Origin of the sequence: Phenylobacterium sp. (assembly GCF_016124325.1) — a bacterium.
Classification (GTDB): Bacteria; Pseudomonadota; Alphaproteobacteria; order Caulobacterales; family Caulobacteraceae; genus Phenylobacterium.
On record NZ_WGNY01000003.1, the window covers coordinates 24,069 to 40,740 of the forward strand.

The following is a 16,672-nucleotide window of genomic DNA, read 5'->3' on the forward strand; positions in this document are numbered from 1 at the left end:
GAGGGCCGCTCAGACCTGGCCGCGCCTTGGCCGGGAGCCTCCTCAGTCGGCTTCGCCGACAGCTCCTCCAGAGGAGGAGCATCCGCGCATAGCAAGAGGGCGGTGCGCCGGTCGCCCGGCTCACCGCCCTCTATACAGATCCGTTGGGGGATCTGCGTCGCCAGGCCAACTGCCAGTTCGGTTCCGGGTCGCCCCGTGGTTTTCCCTGGCCGCCGGCGCCAGACCTCCGGTTCAAGTTCCGGGTCGCCCCGGTTCCGTTCCCTTCGCCCTGCCGCTCCGCTCGCTTGCTTCGGGGTCCGCTGTCGCCAGCTTCTCCGTCCGCCGCGCCGCAGTTCCTGTCGGCAAGAGGACGGTGCGCCTGAACGTTTTGTGACGCAAGCGGGCCCGGCGGCCGGCCTGTGACGCAACTGTCAAAAACCTGTTCGCGGGCGGTGGAAAACCGTTCGCCGAACGGCGATTTATCCAGCCGGATCAAGCGGAAGATTTCGTCCACAGGAAACCGGGAGTCCGGCGGTCAGCGGCCGGCTTCCAGGGCTTCGCGGCGGCTCTCCAGGTCGAGCCACTCCTCCTCGGCCGCGGCGAGCTGATCGCGGGCGGCGTCGAGCGCGCGGGTGTAGCGATCGAAGGCGGCGGCGTCACGCGAATAGAGCGTGGGGTCGGCCAGCGCCTGTTCCAGGGCGGCGATCTTGCCGGGCATGTCGGAGACCAGGGTTTCCAGTTCGGAGAGGCGGCGCTGATCCTTGTAGGAGAGCTTGGCGGCGGCCGGCTTGGGCGCGGGCGGCGCCGGGCGCGCGGCGGCGGCCTTGGCGGGCGCCACGACCCTGGGCGCGCCGAAGAAGCCGGGGTTCTGGGAGAGGAAGTCCTGCCAGCCGCCCGGCGTCTCGACGGCGCGGCCGGTCCCGTCGAGGCCGATGGTGGAGGTGGCCAGCCGGTCGATGAAGTCGCGGTCGTGGCTGACCAGGATCAGGGTGCCGTCGTAGTCGGCCAGCAGGTCCTCGAGCAGGTCCAGCGTGTCCATGTCGAGGTCGTTGGTGGGCTCGTCCAGCACCATGACGTTGGCCGGGCGGGCGAGCGCGCGGGCCAGCAGCAGGCGGTTGCGCTCGCCGCCCGACAGGCTGCGCACCGGCTGGCGCAGCTGGCTGTCCTTGAACAGGAAGTCCTTGGCGTAGGCGTTCACGTGCTTGGGGTGGCCGCGCACCATGACGTGGTCGCCGCCCTCCGGCAGCAGCACGTCCTTCAGCGTCATGTCGGGCGCCAGGGTCGCGCGCGCCTGGTCGATGTAGTTGACGGTGAGGTTGGTCCCCAGCTTCACCGAGCCGGCGTCGGGCTCAAGCTCGCCCAGCAGGATCTTCACCAGCGTGGTCTTGCCCGCGCCGTTGGGCCCGACGATCGCCACCCGGTCGCCGCGCAGGATGCGGGTGGAGAAGGCCTTCAGGATCGTGCGCTGGCCGAACGCCTTGGAGATCCCCTTGGCCTCGACCACCCGCTGGCCGGACACGCCCGAGCTGGCGAGGCCCATGTTGAGCGACCCTTGCGCCTCCTTCAGCCGGTCGGCCTTGGCCTGGCGCATGGAGTCCAGCCGGCGGCGGCGGCCCTCGTTGCGGGCCCGGCGGGCGGTGACGCCGCGGGCCAGCCAGTGCTGCTCGCGCTCGATGGCGCGGGCGAGGCGGCGGGCCTCCTCGGCTTCCTGGGCCTCGATCTTCTCGACCCAGCCGTCGAACTCGCCGAAGCCGGCGTCGAGGCGGCGCACCTGGCGGTATTCCAGCCAGAAGCAGCGCTGGGTCACGCGCTCCAGGAACGCCCGGTCGTGGCTGACGATCAGGGCGGCGGCGCGGCAGGCGGCGATCTCGGCCTCCAGCGTCTCGATCGCCAGGATGTCGAGGTGGTTGGTGGGCTCGTCCAGCAGGATGACGTCGGGGTCCTCGGCGAACGCCTTGGCGAGCGCCGCCCGCCGTCGCTCGCCGCCGGAGAGGCCGGTCGTGGACTTGGCCGGGTCCATGCCGAAGTCCGACAGCGCCGCCTCGGCCCGGTGAGGCTCGGCCCCGCCCGAGACCGCGTGGTCGAGCACGGTGGCGCCGGTGAGGTCCGGCTCCTGGGGCACATAGGCGATGCGCGCGCCGGGCGTGACGGTCCGCTCGCCCGCGTCGGGGTCCGTGAGGCCGGCCAGGATGCGCAGCAGTGTCGACTTGCCCGCGCCGTTGCGGCCGACGAGGCAGGCGCGCGTGCGCGCCTCCAGCGCCAGGTCGACGCCGTCGAACAGCATCAGGGGACCATCCGCCAGCCGGACGTCCTTCAAAGCCAGGATCGGCGCTCTGCTCATGGAGGCGCTGACATAGAGGGACGGCGCGCGCGAAGCCACCCCAGTTGTCATGGCCGGGCGAGTCCCGGCCATCCAGACGCACGGGATGGCCCAGGCTCCCGCTGCGGCTCCGTCGTGGCCCATTCTGATCGGTCGGCGTGTCTGGGTGGCCGGGACAAGCCCGGCCATGACGGAAGGAGGGATGCAAGTTCGCGCTTCTGTTGGCGGCCGCGCGGGCCTACATCCGCCCGATGCCCGGCGAACCCTTCTGGCGGCGCAAGACCCTGGCGCAGATGACCGTCCGCGAATGGGAGAGCCTGTGCGACGGTTGCGGGCTCTGCTGCCTGGTGCGCTTCGAGGACGAGGTGACCGACGAAATCATCCCGACCCGGGTGCACTGCAAGCTGTTCGACGCCGAGCTCTGCCAGTGCTCGAACTACGCCGAGCGCCACCGCCACGTGCCCGACTGCATCAAGCTGACGCCGCACAACATCGAGGCGCTGGAATGGATGCCGAAGAGCTGCGCCTACCGCCGGCTGCACGAGGGCCGCGACCTGGCGGACTGGCACCCGCTGATCTCGGGCGACCCGGAGAGCGTGCACCGGGCCGGAATCTCGGTGCGCGGCCAGACGATCAGCGAAGAGGCGCTCTCCGATCCTGAGGACGCGCTGGACTTCGCCGCCTGGGACCTGCTGGCCGAGCGGGGGGACGACTAGACCGCGGCCGGCGCGGGGCGGTCGAACCGGTTCTCACCCTTCTGGCCCGGCAGGACGCCGAGGGCGATCACGAAGCCCAGCTCGACGACGAGGCCCACGATCGAGATCAAGCCGACCGCCGTCTCGCCGAGGCCGGACGCGAAGCCGAATTCCGGCATGGCGGCGACAAGGCAAGCCGTGAACACGAGCGTCGGCAGGGCCTGCCACCATCCCGATCGGCCGAGGTCGTGAAGGCGCCGCGCCGTAACGCACACGCCCATCCACGATAGGAGCAGGTCGGTGGCCGCAGAGGCGCTGCCGAGGACGACCGAACAGAGCCAGCCCACGGCGATCAGCGCCACCAGCACCAGCCAGTACGCCTTTCGGTCCGCGCGGCCCGCGACCCACAGGAGTTGCTTCCAATCGAAATTCCCCACGACGTCTCCTTGGTTTTATCGAACAAAACCAGAACTCAGGGCGATCGGCAACATGTGATAAATTTATCACACACACCCTTGCGTGACGGAACCGCCCCGCCAATCTAGTAGTCAGGTTCAGGGCATGGTCTCTCAAGGATGATTTCGAGCTTGGCGCGCGACCCCTATCAGGAGCTGGGCGTTTCCCGCACGGCGAGCGCGGACGAGATCCGCAAGGCGTTCCGCAAGCTCGCCAAGGAAAACCATCCCGACACCAACCCCGGCAACAAGGCCGCCGAGGAGCGCTTCAAGCGCGTGAGCGCGGCGTTCGACATCGTGGGCGACGCCGAGAAGCGCAAGAAGTTCGACGCCGGCGAGATCGACGCCGACGGGCGCGAACGCTTCTCCGGCGGCCCGTGGGGCCCCGGCCAGGGCCCGGGCGGCTTCGGCGGCCAGGGCGGACGCGGCGGCGGCTTCCGCACCGAGAGCTACGAGGGCGTCGACCTGGGCGACATCCTGGGCGAGATGTTCGGCGGCGGACGCCAGGGCGGGCGGCCCGGCGGCATGGGCGGCGGCTTCGGCGGCTTTTCCCAGCGCGGCGCCGACGTGCGCGCGAAGATCGAAATCGACCTCGAGGACGCGATCAAGGGCGGCAAGCAGCGGATCGCCTTCTCCGATGGCCGCGCCATCGACATCACCATCCCCAAGGGCGCCCAGGACGGCCAGACCCTGCGGCTGAAGGGCCAGGGCCAGCAGGGCCGCTCGGCGCCCGGCGACGCCTTCATCGAGATCGCCATCCGGCCGCACCCGGTGTTCCGCCAGGAGGGCGGGGCGCTGGTGATGGACGTGCCGGTGACCTTCTACGACGCGGTGCTGGGCGGGAAGGTCGAGGCGCCGACCCCCGACGGGCCGGTGACCCTGACGGTGCCCAAGGGCGCCAACTCCGGCTCGCGCCTGCGCCTGAAGGGCCGGGGGCTGGCCGACGGCAAGGGCCACCGCGGCGACCTGTTCGCGCGCCTGGTGGTGGTGCTGCCCGACAGTCCCGATGCGGCGCTGGAAGCCTTCGCCGAGGAGCAGAGGGCCAAGCGGCCCTACGACCCCAAGCGGCGGTAGCGCCGTTCCTAACGTCCGGTAAGATCGGCGTTCAGCGCCGGTTCAGTCCGCCGCGCCTAGGACGGGAACCATGAAGCGCCTCTTCGCCATAGCCGTGCTGGCCGCGATCGCCGCGACGCCGGTCGCCGTGGCGGCGCAGGACAACGGCCGCCCCGTTCTGGGCGCCGGTCGGGGCGACCAGGACCGGGCCCGGGAGGCGCGCGGGCGCCAGATGCCGCTGTCGCGCGTTCTGGCCATGCTTTCGTCGCGCTATCCGGGGCGGCACCTGAACACCACCATGGGCGACAGCGGCGGCCGGCCCGCCTATTTCGTCCAGTGGCAGATGGCCGACGGCCGCGTCGTGGTGTTCGTGGTCGATGCCGAGTCCGGGCAGGTGGTGGGGCGCCAGTAGACGGTATTTGCGAGAAGGAAAGGACGCCGAGGTGCGTATCCTGCTTGTTGAAGACGATCCCGATCTGTCGCGCCAGCTCAAGGCGGCGCTGGCCGACGCGGGCTATGCGGTGGACCACGCCCCCGACGGCGAGGAGGCCCAGTTCCTGGGCGAGACCGAGCCCTACGACGCCGTGATCCTCGACCTGGGCCTGCCGAAGGTGGACGGGGTGTCGGTGCTGGAGCGCTGGCGGCGCGACAACATCGCCACGCCGGTGCTGATCCTCACCGCCCGCGGCGCCTGGAGCGAGAAGGTGGCGGGCTTCGACGCCGGGGCCGACGACTACCTGACCAAGCCCTTCCACACCGAAGAGCTGCTGGCGCGGCTGCGGGCGCTGCTGCGCCGCTCGGCGGGCCATGCGACGCCGAACCTGGCGTGCGGCGGACTTCGGCTGGATCCCCGCGCGGCGCGCGCCAGCGTCAACGGCGAGCCCCTGCGGCTCACCTCGCTGGAGTACCGGCTGCTGCACTATCTGATGATGCACCAGGGCCGGGTGATCAGCCGGACCGAACTGGTCGAGCACCTCTACGACCAGGACTTCGACCGCGACTCCAACACCATCGAGGTGTTCATCGGCCGCGTGCGCAAGAAGATCGGAGCCGATCGGATCGAGACGGTTCGGGGCCTGGGCTATCGCCTGACCTGCCCGGCCGACGAGGTCGAGGCCGGCGCCGCCCAGCCGTGATCGGGCCAGCCGTGAGCGGGCCAGCCGTGAACGGGCCGACCGTGATCGGGGCGCGGTGAGCCTGCTGGAGGGACTGCGCCGCCCCTCCCTGGCCCGACGGCTGGTGCTGCTGGCCGTCGGCTGGAGCTTCGCGGCCCTGGTGATCTCGGCGGTGGTGCTGGCGCTGCTGTTCCAGCAGGCGGCGTTGCGGCGCTTCGACGCCACCCTCTCGGACCTGATCGACAACCTGATCGCCGGCACGACGATCGAGAATGGCGAGGTGATCGCCCCCGCGCTCACCGACCTGCGGGCGCTCCGGGCGCTGTCCGGCCGCTACTGGGAGATCGCCGAGCCGGCCGCGGACGGCCGCGTGCGCGCCATCGACGGCCTGACATCGCGCTCGCTGTTCGACGCCGAGCTGGCCACGCCGCCGGACCTGGCGCAGCGCCTGAAGGCCGATCCGGCCAGGCCCGTCGCCTATGACGCCGCCGGCCCGCAGCCCGGCGAACACGTCCGCGTGCTGGCCCGCTGGACCACCTTCTACGGACGCGCGACGCCGGTGATCTTCATGGCCGCCGAGGACCGCTCGCCGATCGACCGCGAGGTGCGCAACTTCGTCACCGCCACCGCCATCGCCTTCCTGATCCTGGGCCTGGGCCTGATCGCCGCCGTGGTCGTGCAGGTGCGCGTGGGTCTCCAGCCCCTGTTCCGCCTGCGCCACGAGGTGGCCGACGTGCGCCGGGGCAAGGCCGAGCGGCTGTCGGGCGCCTATCCGTCGGAACTGCGTCCGCTGACCGACGAGCTGAACGCCCTGGTGGCCCACAACCAGGAGACCGTCGAGCGCCAGCGCACCCATGTCGGCAACCTGGCCCACGCGCTGAAGACCCCGATCTCGGTGATGGTCACCGAGGCCGCCCAGCGCCCCGGCCCGCTGGCCGAGCTGGTCACGCGCCAGACCGAGGTGATGCGCCAGCAGGTGGACCACCACCTGCGCCGCGCCCGGGCGGCGGCGAGATCCCAGGGCCAGGGCGAACGGACCTCGGTGCCGGAGGTGCTGGACGAACTGTCGCGCACCCTGGAGCGCATCTTCCGCGACAAGGGCGTGACCATCGACTGGGACGCGCCCGACGACCTCTTCTTCCAGGGCGAGCGGCAGGACTTCATGGAGATCGCCGGCAACGCCATGGAGAACGCGGGCAAGTGGTGCCGCGGCCGGGTGCGGGTGCGGGCCGACGCGGCCGGCCCGGAGCGCCTGCGCCTGACGGTTGAGGACGACGGGCCGGGCCTGCCGCCCGAGCAGTGGGACGAAGTGATCCGGCGCGGCGCCCGGCTGGACGAGAACGCGCCGGGCTCGGGGCTGGGCCTCTCGATCATCGACGAGCTGGCGCGCGCCTATCGCGGCGCGCTGACCCTGGGCGCCTCGCCGCTGGGCGGATTGCTGGTCGGTGTCGAATTGCCGCGGGCGGGCGCTTGAAATCTCAGGTTTCTTAAACCCTTAACTCGCGATCGACCATTCTGGGCGACGAACGGCGTTCGACCGGGAATCGGAGACCTATGGCCGCTCTGCCCGAGCGCAAGATCGAGATCGTCCGGATGCTCGTATCGTCGGCGCCCGACAAGGTCGTGGGGAGCCTGCAGCAAGCTCTGTCCGGGACGTCGGACTCCAGCGCGCTGGGCAGCGTTCGCCGTCTGGTTGAGGACGAGGTGGCCGAGCGCACCCTGCGCAACCGGATCCTGGCGCCCGTCGTGGCCATGTTCGAAGGCGACGGCGACGATCCGCACGCCCTGACCTTCCCGGCGCGGGCCCTGCCGCCCCTGTGGCGCGGCCTCCGGGCCACCGAGGAGGCGACGATCGAGGAGGCGCGCGCCGCGCTGGAGGACCAGGAACGTCCCCAACTCCTGACCGAAGTGCTGGAGAAGCTCACGCAGTCCGCCGCGCAGGGGATCCGCGACCGCGAGGTCGAAGGCTACCGCGTCGCCGCCGAGGCCTGCGACGCGGCCAAACCCTCCGGGAGCGAGGCGCTGGCGGGCTGCCTCGACATCGCCCCGATCGTCCGGCGCGCGTCCGACCGCATGAGCGAATGGCTGACCCACCAGGGCAGCGAGACGACCGCCGCCGCGCGCCTGGCCTTCAAGGACGCCGTGCAGGTGGCCGACGACGCCGGCCCGCGCTTCTTCCAGATGCTGGCCGCCCAGCTGCCGCGCCGCTGGATGGTGCTGCGGATCATCTCGGCGGTGATGGACAAGCCCACCGAACGCTATCTCGCCGATTCCGAACTGGGCGGCTTCGCAGAGAAGGTGCTGGACGACGTGGACGGCCTGCTCCACCGCGTCGCCCACCTCGACGTGGACGCTGGCCCCGAGGCCGGGCGCGAGGCGGCTTCGTTCGTCGAACTGGCGGTGCAGCAGGTCCACGCGCTGGAGGACAGCATCGACCTGAAGCGGGATCATGGCTGGGGCCAGCGCATCCACAAGCAGCGGACGGAGCTGGCCGGCATCGTCGAACGCCGCCTGCGCGCCGCCGAGAAGGCCGCCATCGAAGCCTTGCCGATGCAGCGGCAGCGGGCGCACAAGGCCGCCCGGCTCGCGCCGTGCCTCGACGATCCGCCCGAACCCCGCCTGCGGGCGCGCGCGATGACGCTGCTGACCTTCGCCGACGCGGTGCAGATGACGGCCAACTATGGCGGCTTCGCCTCGGCGCGCGCCAAGCTGATCGAAGACCTGGGCGAGTACGTCGACCACTATGTGGAGGAAGTCGTCGACCGCGTCCGTCTGGACGAGGCGCCCGACCGCGACATCGCCGCCGACTATCTGAAGGCGGCGGCCGACTTCAGCCAGCTGCTGCGCGGGCCCAAGGCGGGCGACCTGGTGCGCCGCCGCGCGCACGCGGCGCTGCATCCCGAAGCGTCGCAGGCGGGGTAGCGCCGGAGAGTCTCACTCGCGGAGGCCCCGGCTTTCGGCTAAACGGCGCGGGATGCTTGCCCTTGCGGTCGCCGCGAACGGTGCGGCCGCGCCCGCGGAGCCCGTGTGATGAGTCTGCTTCCCAAGTCCCGCAAGGCGCGTCGGCGCCTCACGCTCCTGGCGGTGATCGCGCCGATCGTGGCCCTGGCCGCCGGGCTGGGGCTGTGGGGCATGCGCGACTCGATCTCGTTCTTCTACACGCCGGCCCAGGCCGCCCAGGCCAAGCCCGCGCCCGGCAAGGCGATCCAACTCGGCGGGCTGGTGGCCGAGGGCTCGGTGGTGAAGCATCCCGACGGCCAGGTCGAGTTCACCGTGCGCGACAAGCTGGCCGCCGACCGCGTGGTGTTCCAGGGCGACCTGCCCGACCTGTTCCGCGAGGGCCAGGGCATCGTGGCCGAGGGCGCCTACCGCGCCGACGGCGTCTTCGTCGCCAAGCGCGTGCTGGCCAAGCACGACGAGAAGTACATGCCCAAGGAGGTCGCCGACGCGCTGAAGGCGCAGGGCGAATGGCGCGGCGACGGCGAACCGCCGGCCTACGCCGAGACGGAGAGCGGGCGCACGCCTTGATCCCGCGCCGCTTGACGCTCCGTCGCGACCGGTTGTCCGAAGATGAAGCGCCGTGACACGATTGCGCCTAATATTGGTCGTGAAGCCGCGCTTAGGCTGACCTAAACGTAACTTGAGAGACGTTGCACTTCGGCGCAACGGACCTAGCTTGATAGACGCCGACCGCGTGGTCGCGGAACTGGCGCCGAGGGAAACGAAGGCTGATGACTTCAAAGAAGACGGGTTATCTCCTGGGCGCCATCGCCGGCGCCGGCGTCATGGCGGCCGCGGTGGCCGGCGCGGGGGTGCGATTACCCTCGGCGCACGCGGAAATGCCCGGCGGCCAGGTCATCAAGGCCTCGACCTCGCCGATCTTCGCGCCGCCGCCCGGCGCGCCCTTGTCGTTCGCCGACATCTTCGACCGGGTCTCCCCGGCGGTGGTGTCGATCAACGTGACCAGCCACGTCGACGCCAACGCGCTGCGCCAGATCCCGGGCTTCGGCGGCCTGCCGTTCGGCATCGTCCCGCGCGGACCGCAGGGGCAGGACGACGGCGACGACAACGACGGCGACAATGGCGGCTCCAACCGCGGCGGCCGCCCGCGCCTGCCGACCCAGCAATCGTCGGGCTCGGGCTTCTTCATCTCGCCCGACGGCTACATCGTCACCAACAACCACGTGGTCGAGAACGCCGAGACCATCAAGGTGGTCCTGAAGGACGAGACCGAGCTGGACGCCGAGATCGTCGGCCGCGACGAGGCCACCGACCTGGCCGTCCTCAAGGTCAAGGGCAAGAAGGGGCCGTTCCCCTTCGTGAACTTCGAGAACGCCGGCAAGCCGCGCGTCGGCGACTGGGTGATCACCGTCGGCAACCCGTTCGGCCTGGGCGGCACGGCGACGGCCGGCATCGTCTCGGCCTACGGCCGCGACATCGGCGAGACCTTCGTCGACTACATCCAGATCGACGCCCCCATCAACCGGGGCAACTCGGGCGGCCCGACGTTCGACGTCTACGGCCGGGTGATCGGCGTGAACACGGCGATCTTCTCGCCCTCGGGCGGGTCGGTCGGCATCGGCTTCGCGATCCCCGCCGAGGTCGCCGACAACATCACCAAGCAGCTCATCAACGGCGGCAAGATCGAGCGCGGCTACATCGGCGCGACGATCCAGAACTTCACCACCGAGATGGCCGAGGCCTCGGGCCTGGGCGATCAGAAGGGCGCGATCATCTCCGACCTCGCGCCCGGCGGGCCCTCGCAGAAGGCCGGCCTCGAGGTGGGCGACGTGGTGGTCGGCATCAACGGCGCCGTCGTGAAGAGCTCGACCGACCTGACGCGCCAGGTGGCGCGGGTCCACTCGGGCGACGTGCTGCACCTGGAGGTCATCCGCGACGGCAAGAAGCGCACGGTCGACATCAAGTCGGGCGTGCGGCCGTCGGAGCGTGAACTGGCGGCCAACGACAACGGCTCCGGCGGCCCCGGCCGCAGCGCGCCCGACAGCGGCGCCGCGGCCCATCCGCCGGTGCTGGGCATGTCGCTGGGCGCCCTGGACGACAGCACGCGCAACCGCCTGAACGTGCCGGCCGAGGTGCGCGGCGCGGTGGTGGAGAACGTGGACCAGTCGTCCGACGCCGGCAGCAAGGGCCTGCGCCGCGGCGACATCATCACCCGCGCCAACAACCGCGACGTGAGCCAGCCGTCGGACCTGGCCGCGGTGGTCGACGCGGCCAAGAAGGAAGGCCGCACCAGCGTGCTGGTGGGCGTCTACCGCAACGGGCGGACCGCCTTCCTGCCGATCAAGGTTTCGGGCTAGACTCCGGACCTCGGATTCGGCGGGGCGACGACGAGGTCGCCCGGCGGCGCGCTAGAGGCGGGAGGCATATGCGGATCCTGATCGTCGAGGACGACCTGGAGGCGGCCGAAGCGATGGCGCGCGGCCTCACCGAAGCCGGCCATGATTGCGTCCGCGGGGCCGACGGCGAGGAAGGCCTGGCCGCCGCCCGCGAGGGCCAGTTCGACGTCATGGTCGTCGACCGCATGATGCCGAAGATGAACGGGGTCCAGCTGGTCGAGGCGCTGCGCCGGGAAGGCGACCGCACGCCGGTGCTGTTCCTCTCGGCGCTGGGCGAGGTCAGCGACCGGGTCGATGGCCTGCAGGCCGGCGGCGACGACTATCTGGTCAAGCCCTACGCCTTCCCCGAGCTGATCGCCCGCATCGAGGCGCTGGCCCGCCGGCGCGACACCGGTTCGGTGCAGACGCTGCTGAAGGTGGGCGACCTGGAGATGGACCTGATCGCGCGCACGGTCCACCGCGCGGGCCAGGAGATCGACCTGCAGCCGCGGGAATTCCAGCTGCTGGAATTCATGATGCGCCACGCCGGGCAGTCGGTGACCCGGACCATGCTGCTGGAGAAGGTCTGGCACTACCACTTCGACCCGCAGACCAACGTCATCGACGTCCACATCTCGCGCCTGCGCTCGAAGATCGACAAGGGCTTCGACCGGGCCATGCTGCAGACCGTGCGGGGCGCGGGCTACCGGCTGGACGCATAGCTTCCTCTCCCATGAAGTGGGAGAGGGGGACCGCTCGCTGCAAAGCGAGCGGTGGAGAGGGAAAGCCACATCCACCGATGCGGGAACGGCGACTTGATCCACTGAGCGTGAGGCTTGCCCTCTCCCCCATCGGCTCTTCGGCCGACGGTCCCCCTCTCCCGCCGGGCGGGAGAGGAAGATGAAGCTCCCGCGCATCTTCCGGACGACGCCGTTCCGGCTCACGCTGCTGTTCCTGGCGCTGTTCGCCAGCGCGGCCTCGGCTTTCCTCGCCTACATCTACGTGGCCACCGCCGGCGAGGCGACGCGGCGGACCGAGCGCGAGATCCGCCGCGAGATGCGCAGCATGGTCGACGTCTACGACCGGGCCGGCCTCGACGCGGTGAACCAGTCGCTGATCGAGCGCGCGGCCAGCGAGAAGCCCTTCCTCTACCTGCTGCTCACCAAGGACGGCCGCCGCATCTCCGGCACCATCGAGGAGAGCCCGGTCGACGACTTCACCGGCGCCCCGGCCTGGGCGACGTTCCAGGTGACCGACATCGACGCCCAGGGCCACGCGATCAAGCATCCCGCGCGCGGCCTGCAGGAGCGGTTGCACAACGGCGAGATCCTGTTCGTCGGCGCCGACGCGGGCGAGGATGAGGCCTACGTCGGCAAGATCGTGCGCGCGCTGCAGGCGGCCGGCCTGCTGGTGGTGGTGCTGGGCCTGGCCGGCGGCGTGCTGGTGAGCCGCAACGTCTCGCGCACCATGGTCGACCTGATCAACGTGGTGGAGCGGGTGCGCAACGGCGAGACCGGGGTGCGCGCCCACGTCCGCGGCGCGCGCGATGAGTTCGACGAACTGGCCCAGGGCGTCAACGAGATGCTCGACCGGCTGGAGCGCTCGATGGCCGGGCACAAGCACGCCGGCGACGCCATCGCTCACGACCTGCGCTCGCCGCTCACCCGCCTGCGGGCGCGGCTGGAGGCGGCCTACATCGACGTGGAGGCGGGCAAGGGCAACCCGGAGGAGGCGCTGGCCCAGGCGCTGGAGGACACCGACGGGGTGCTCAAGACCTTCGGCGCGGTGCTCTCGATCGCCCGCCTGCAGGCCGCCGGCCAGGCGCCCGACCCGGTGCTGTTCGATCCCGCCGACCTCGCCGCCGACATGTCGGAGCTTTACGAGCCGTTCTGCGAGGAGAAGGACATCGAGTTCTCCAGCGAGCTCACCAAGGGCCTCAGCGTGCGCGGCAACCGCGAGTTCCTGGCCCAGGCGGTGGCCAACATCCTGGACAACGCGGTGAAGTACACGCCGGCGGGCGGCGCCATCATGCTGCGGGTGCGCCGCCGGTCGTCCGGCGAGGTGGAGTTCTCGGTCACCGACACGGGCCCCGGCGTGCCGGACGAGGACCGCGAGCGGGTGATCCAGCGCTTCGTGCGCCTGGAGAACAGCCGCAACGAACCGGGCGCGGGCCTGGGCCTGTCGCTGGTGGCGGCGGTGGCCGAGGCGCACGGCGGACGCCTGGAGCTCTCGGAAGGCCCCGGCAAGGTCGGCGACATGGGCCCCGGGCTGCGCGTGGCGTTCATCCTGCCGAGGGCCTAGTCTGGCGCCATGACGCTCGGCGAGGCGCTCAAACCCTGCGGGCCGGTGATCGACGCCAAGGCCGCCGAGCGCCTGCGCAAGGCGCTGGACCTGACCCTGCCCGAGCCCGTGTGGGCGGCCCTGGCGCCGGTGTTCGCCGCCTCGCCCTATCTCGCGAGCCTGGCGCGGCGGGCGCCGGCGCGGCTGGCCGAGCTGCTGGCGGACGATCCCGACGCGCGGCTCGACGCGGTGCTGGCCCGCACGGCCGCGGCCGCGGGCCTGGGCGTGGAGGCCGCGACCGTCGAGCTGCGCCGGCTGAAGCAGGAGCTGCACCTGCTCACCGCGCTCGCCGACCTCGGCGGGGTCTGGGACCTGGACCGCACGACCGGCGCGCTCACCCGCTTCGCCGACGCCGCCGTGGCCGCGTCGCTGGCCGTGGCGGCGCGGGCCGAACTGGAGGCCGGGCGGATGACGCGGCTGGGCGAGGGCGCGGCGGGCCCGGTCCCGGGCTGGTTCTGCGTGGCCATGGGCAAGCAGGGCGCGTTCGAGCTGAACTACTCCAGCGACATCGACGTCTCGGTCTTCTTCGAGCCCGAGCCGCTGGAGGCCGTCCTGGCGGACGGCGTGGAGCCCCTGGCGTTCGCGGTGCAGCTGACCCAGCGGGTGTCGGAGCTGATGCAGGCGCGGACCGCCGACGGCTACGTCTTCCGCATGGACCTGCGCCTGCGGCCGGACCCGTCCTCGACGCCGCCCGCCGTGCCGGTGCCCGCGGCGCTGGAGTACTACGAGACCGTCGGCCAGAACTGGGAGCGGGCGGCCTTCATCAAGGCCCGCGCCTGCGCCGGCGACCTCGCCGCCGCCAACGCCTTCCTGGAGGAGCTGCAGCCCTACATCTGGCGCAAGAACCTCGACTTCGCCGCCATCGCCGACATCCACTCGATCAAGCGCCAGATCCACGCCTTCAAGGTGGACGAGCGCGTCGCGGCCAAGGGCGTGGACCTGAAGCTGGGGCGGGGCGGCATCCGCGAGATCGAGTTCTACGTCCAGACCCAGCAGCTCATCCTGGGGGGCCGCCACGCCGAGCTGCGCAGCTCGCGCACCCTCGACGCCTTGGAGGCCCTCGCCGCGGCCGGCCACGTGGGGCGCGAGGCGGCCGAGGAGATGGCGGCGTCCTACCGGTTCCTGCGCGGGGTCGAGCACCGGGTGCAGATGCTGGCCGACGAACAGACCCACAAGCTGCCCGAGGCCGACGCCGACCGGCGGCGGGTGGCGGCGCTTTCGGGCTTCGCGCAGCTGCGCAGCTTCGATGCGGCCATCACCCGGACGCTGAAGGCGGTGAACGCGCGCTACGGCGAGCTGTTCGCCGAGGAGGAGCCGCTGTCGTCGCGGTTCGGCAGCCTGGTGTTCACCGGCGTCGACGACGACCCCGAGACCCTGGCCACCCTGGCGCGCATGGGCTTCGACAATCCGGCCCGGGTCTCCCAGACGATCCGCGCCTGGCACCACGGCCGGGTGGCGGCCACCCGCACCGAGCGGGGCCGCGAGCTGTTCACCCGGCTGGCGCCGCAGCTGCTGGAGGCCGCGCGGGCGACCGGCGCGCCCAACGCAGCCTTCAACCGCTTCTGCGACTTCTTCGGCGGCCTCACCACCGGGGTGCAGCTGCAGTCGCTGTTCCTGGCCCAGCCCAAGCTGTTCGAGCTGGTGGTGCAGGTGCTGGCCTTCGCGCCGCGGCTGGCCTCGACGCTGGCCCGGCGCCCCGCGGCGATCGACGCCATGATCGACCCGGACTTCTTCGCCGAGATCGACATCGCCCGCGAGCGCGCCGACATGGCCCGGGCGGTGGCGCGGGCCGAGGGCTTCGAGGGCGCGATGGACGCCGCGCGCCGCATCCATCGCGAGCAGGCGTTCCGGGTGGGCGTGCAGGTGATGAGCGGCGCGGCCACGGCCGAGATCGCCGGCAAGGCCTTCGCCGACCTGGCCGACGTCTGCATGGAGGCCCTGGCGCCCGCCGCGCTCGCCGAGGCCGAGCGGCTGGGCGGCGCCTTCCCCGGCGAGGTGGCGGTGGTGGCCCTGGGCAAGTGCGGCTCGCGCGAGATGAGCGCGACTTCCGACCTCGACCTGATGACGCTGTACCGGGCGCACGACCCGGCGGCGACGTCGGAGACCAGGGGCTGGGACGCCTCGACGTTCTACGGCCGTTTCACGCAGCGGCTGATCGCGGCCCTGTCCTCGCCCACCGCGGAGGGCCAGCTGTACGAGGTGGACATGCAGCTGCGCCCCTCGGGCACCAAGGGGCCGGTGGCGGTGAGCTTCGCCGCCTTCGGCGACTACTACCTGGGCGAGGCCGAGACGTGGGAGCTGCTGGCCCTGACCCGGGCGCGGGTGGCCTGGGCCACTTCGGAAGCCTTCGCGCGCGACGCGGCCGCGGCGATCGAGGCCGCGCTGCGCCGGCCGCGCGACCGGACGCGCACGGCCCACGATGTGCGCGAGATGCGGGCGCTGATGGAGCGCGAGCGCCCGCCGCACGGCGACTGGGACCTGAAGCTGGGGCCCGGCGGCCTGGTCGACATCGAGTTCGCCGCCCAGTTCCTGCAGCTCGCGCACGCCGCCGAGGGCGGGCCGCTGCTCCCGAACACGGCGCGGGCGCTGTCCGCGCTGGGCGCGGCGGGGCTCGCGCCGGCCCCGGCGCTGAACGCCTTGGAGGACGCCTGGCGGCTGCAGCAGGACCTGACCCAGCTGCTCAAGGTGGCGCTGGACGACGATCCTGACCCGGCGGCCGAGCCGCGCGCGTTCCAGGCGCTGCTGGCGCGGGCCGGCGGGGCGCGCACGTTCAAGGCCCTGGTGAAGCGGCTGGCCGCGGCGCAGGCGGCGGCGCGGGCGGCCTACCTGGAGGTGGTGACCTAGACCTTTGCGACGGAATCCCGGCCGGGCCGCGTGCAAGGCTTTGGGGGAGCAGACAAGTCCCGAGGATCCATGAAACGCATTCTTCTCGCCGCCGCTGTCGCCGCCCTCGCCACAGCCGCGCACGCGCAACCCGGACCGGGCGGCGGCCCGCCCGATTTCGACGCCGATCACGACGGCAAGGTCACTCTGGCCGAGTTCAAGGCCGGCGAGGCCCAGCGGCAGACCCGCATGTTCGCCCGCATGGACGCGAACAACGACGGCAAGATCACCCAGGACGAGGTGGACGCCATGGCCAAGCGGGCAGAGGCCGCCGGTCGTGGCCCGCGCCCCGGCGGCGGCCCGGGCGGCATGCTGATGCGGCTCGACGCGAACCACGACGGCGCGGTGACCAAGGCCGAGATGGCGGCCGGCGCCGAGCGCCGGTTCAAGATGGCCGACACCAACGGAGACGGCTGGCTCTCGAAGGGCGAGCTGCTCATGATGCGGCAGAAGATGCGTGGCGGTCCGGCTCCTCAATAGGGCCGGCGCGCCGCCG

General features: G+C 71.8%; 14 protein-coding genes. 12 read left to right on the plus strand and 2 right to left on the minus strand.

Features of this window, described 5'->3' with window-relative positions:
* Positions 1-514: 514 nt before the first annotated feature.
* Positions 515-2,371, minus strand: coding sequence for an ABC-F family ATP-binding cassette domain-containing protein (locus tag GC203_RS00925; protein ID WP_293450386.1), 1,857 nt, complete (start codon positions 2,369-2,371; stop codon positions 515-517).
* Positions 2,372-2,550: 179 nt separating this feature from the next.
* On the opposite strand from GC203_RS00925, the gene GC203_RS00930 reads away from it, so the two are divergent.
* Entirely contained in the window at positions 2,551-3,015 is a 465-nt protein-coding gene (locus GC203_RS00930; RefSeq protein ID WP_293450388.1) for a YcgN family cysteine cluster protein, read from the plus strand.
* Here the strand turns inward: GC203_RS00930 and GC203_RS00935 are convergent.
* Entirely contained in the window at positions 3,012-3,431 is a 420-nt protein-coding gene (locus GC203_RS00935; RefSeq protein WP_293450390.1) for a DUF805 domain-containing protein, read from the minus strand. The genes GC203_RS00930 and GC203_RS00935 overlap by 4 nt on opposite strands.
* A gap of 150 nt (positions 3,432-3,581) precedes the next feature.
* Between GC203_RS00935 and GC203_RS00940 the strand changes: the two genes are divergently transcribed.
* The 11 genes from GC203_RS00940 (at position 3,582) to GC203_RS00990 (ending at position 16,656) form a co-directional block, all read left to right on the plus strand.
* On the plus strand, positions 3,582-4,523 hold the full coding sequence (locus GC203_RS00940; RefSeq protein ID WP_293450576.1) for a DnaJ C-terminal domain-containing protein: 942 nt from the start codon (positions 3,582-3,584) through the stop codon (positions 4,521-4,523).
* 70 nt (positions 4,524-4,593) lie between these two features.
* Positions 4,594-4,914 (plus strand): hypothetical protein, encoded by a 321-nt coding sequence (locus GC203_RS00945; RefSeq protein WP_293450392.1) that lies wholly within the window; start codon positions 4,594-4,596, stop codon positions 4,912-4,914.
* A 31-nt stretch (positions 4,915-4,945) separates the two neighbouring features.
* Entirely contained in the window at positions 4,946-5,638 is a 693-nt protein-coding gene (locus GC203_RS00950; protein ID WP_293450394.1) for a response regulator transcription factor, read from the plus strand.
* A gap of 64 nt (positions 5,639-5,702) precedes the next feature.
* Positions 5,703-7,091, plus strand: a complete 1,389-nt coding sequence (locus tag GC203_RS00955; RefSeq protein WP_293450578.1) for an ATP-binding protein — start codon at positions 5,703-5,705, stop codon at positions 7,089-7,091.
* Between the two features lie 80 nt (positions 7,092-7,171).
* Positions 7,172-8,539 carry a hypothetical protein gene (locus tag GC203_RS00960; RefSeq protein WP_293450396.1) on the plus strand — a complete coding sequence of 456 codons (1,368 nt, stop codon included), beginning with the start codon at positions 7,172-7,174 and terminating at the stop codon, positions 8,537-8,539.
* Positions 8,540-8,647: 108 nt separating this feature from the next.
* Complete coding sequence (gene ccmE / locus GC203_RS00965; protein WP_293450398.1) at positions 8,648-9,145, plus strand: cytochrome c maturation protein CcmE; 498 nt, start codon at positions 8,648-8,650, stop codon at positions 9,143-9,145.
* Between the two features lie 203 nt (positions 9,146-9,348).
* Positions 9,349-10,935: a Do family serine endopeptidase gene (locus tag GC203_RS00970; protein ID WP_293450400.1), complete on the plus strand. Its 1,587-nt coding sequence runs from the start codon at positions 9,349-9,351 to the stop codon at positions 10,933-10,935.
* Between the two features lie 68 nt (positions 10,936-11,003).
* Positions 11,004-11,675, plus strand: coding sequence for a response regulator transcription factor (locus tag GC203_RS00975; RefSeq protein ID WP_293450402.1), 672 nt, complete (start codon positions 11,004-11,006; stop codon positions 11,673-11,675).
* Positions 11,676-11,853: 178 nt separating this feature from the next.
* Positions 11,854-13,254 (plus strand): HAMP domain-containing sensor histidine kinase, encoded by a 1,401-nt coding sequence (locus tag GC203_RS00980; RefSeq protein WP_293450404.1) that lies wholly within the window; start codon positions 11,854-11,856, stop codon positions 13,252-13,254.
* A gap of 9 nt (positions 13,255-13,263) precedes the next feature.
* Positions 13,264-16,137, plus strand: a complete 2,874-nt coding sequence (locus GC203_RS00985; RefSeq protein WP_293450406.1) for a bifunctional [glutamine synthetase] adenylyltransferase/[glutamine synthetase]-adenylyl-L-tyrosine phosphorylase — start codon at positions 13,264-13,266, stop codon at positions 16,135-16,137.
* 69 nt (positions 16,138-16,206) lie between these two features.
* Complete coding sequence (locus GC203_RS00990) at positions 16,207-16,656, plus strand: EF-hand domain-containing protein (RefSeq protein ID WP_293450408.1); 450 nt, start codon at positions 16,207-16,209, stop codon at positions 16,654-16,656.
* The last annotated feature ends 16 nt before the right edge of the window (positions 16,657-16,672 follow it).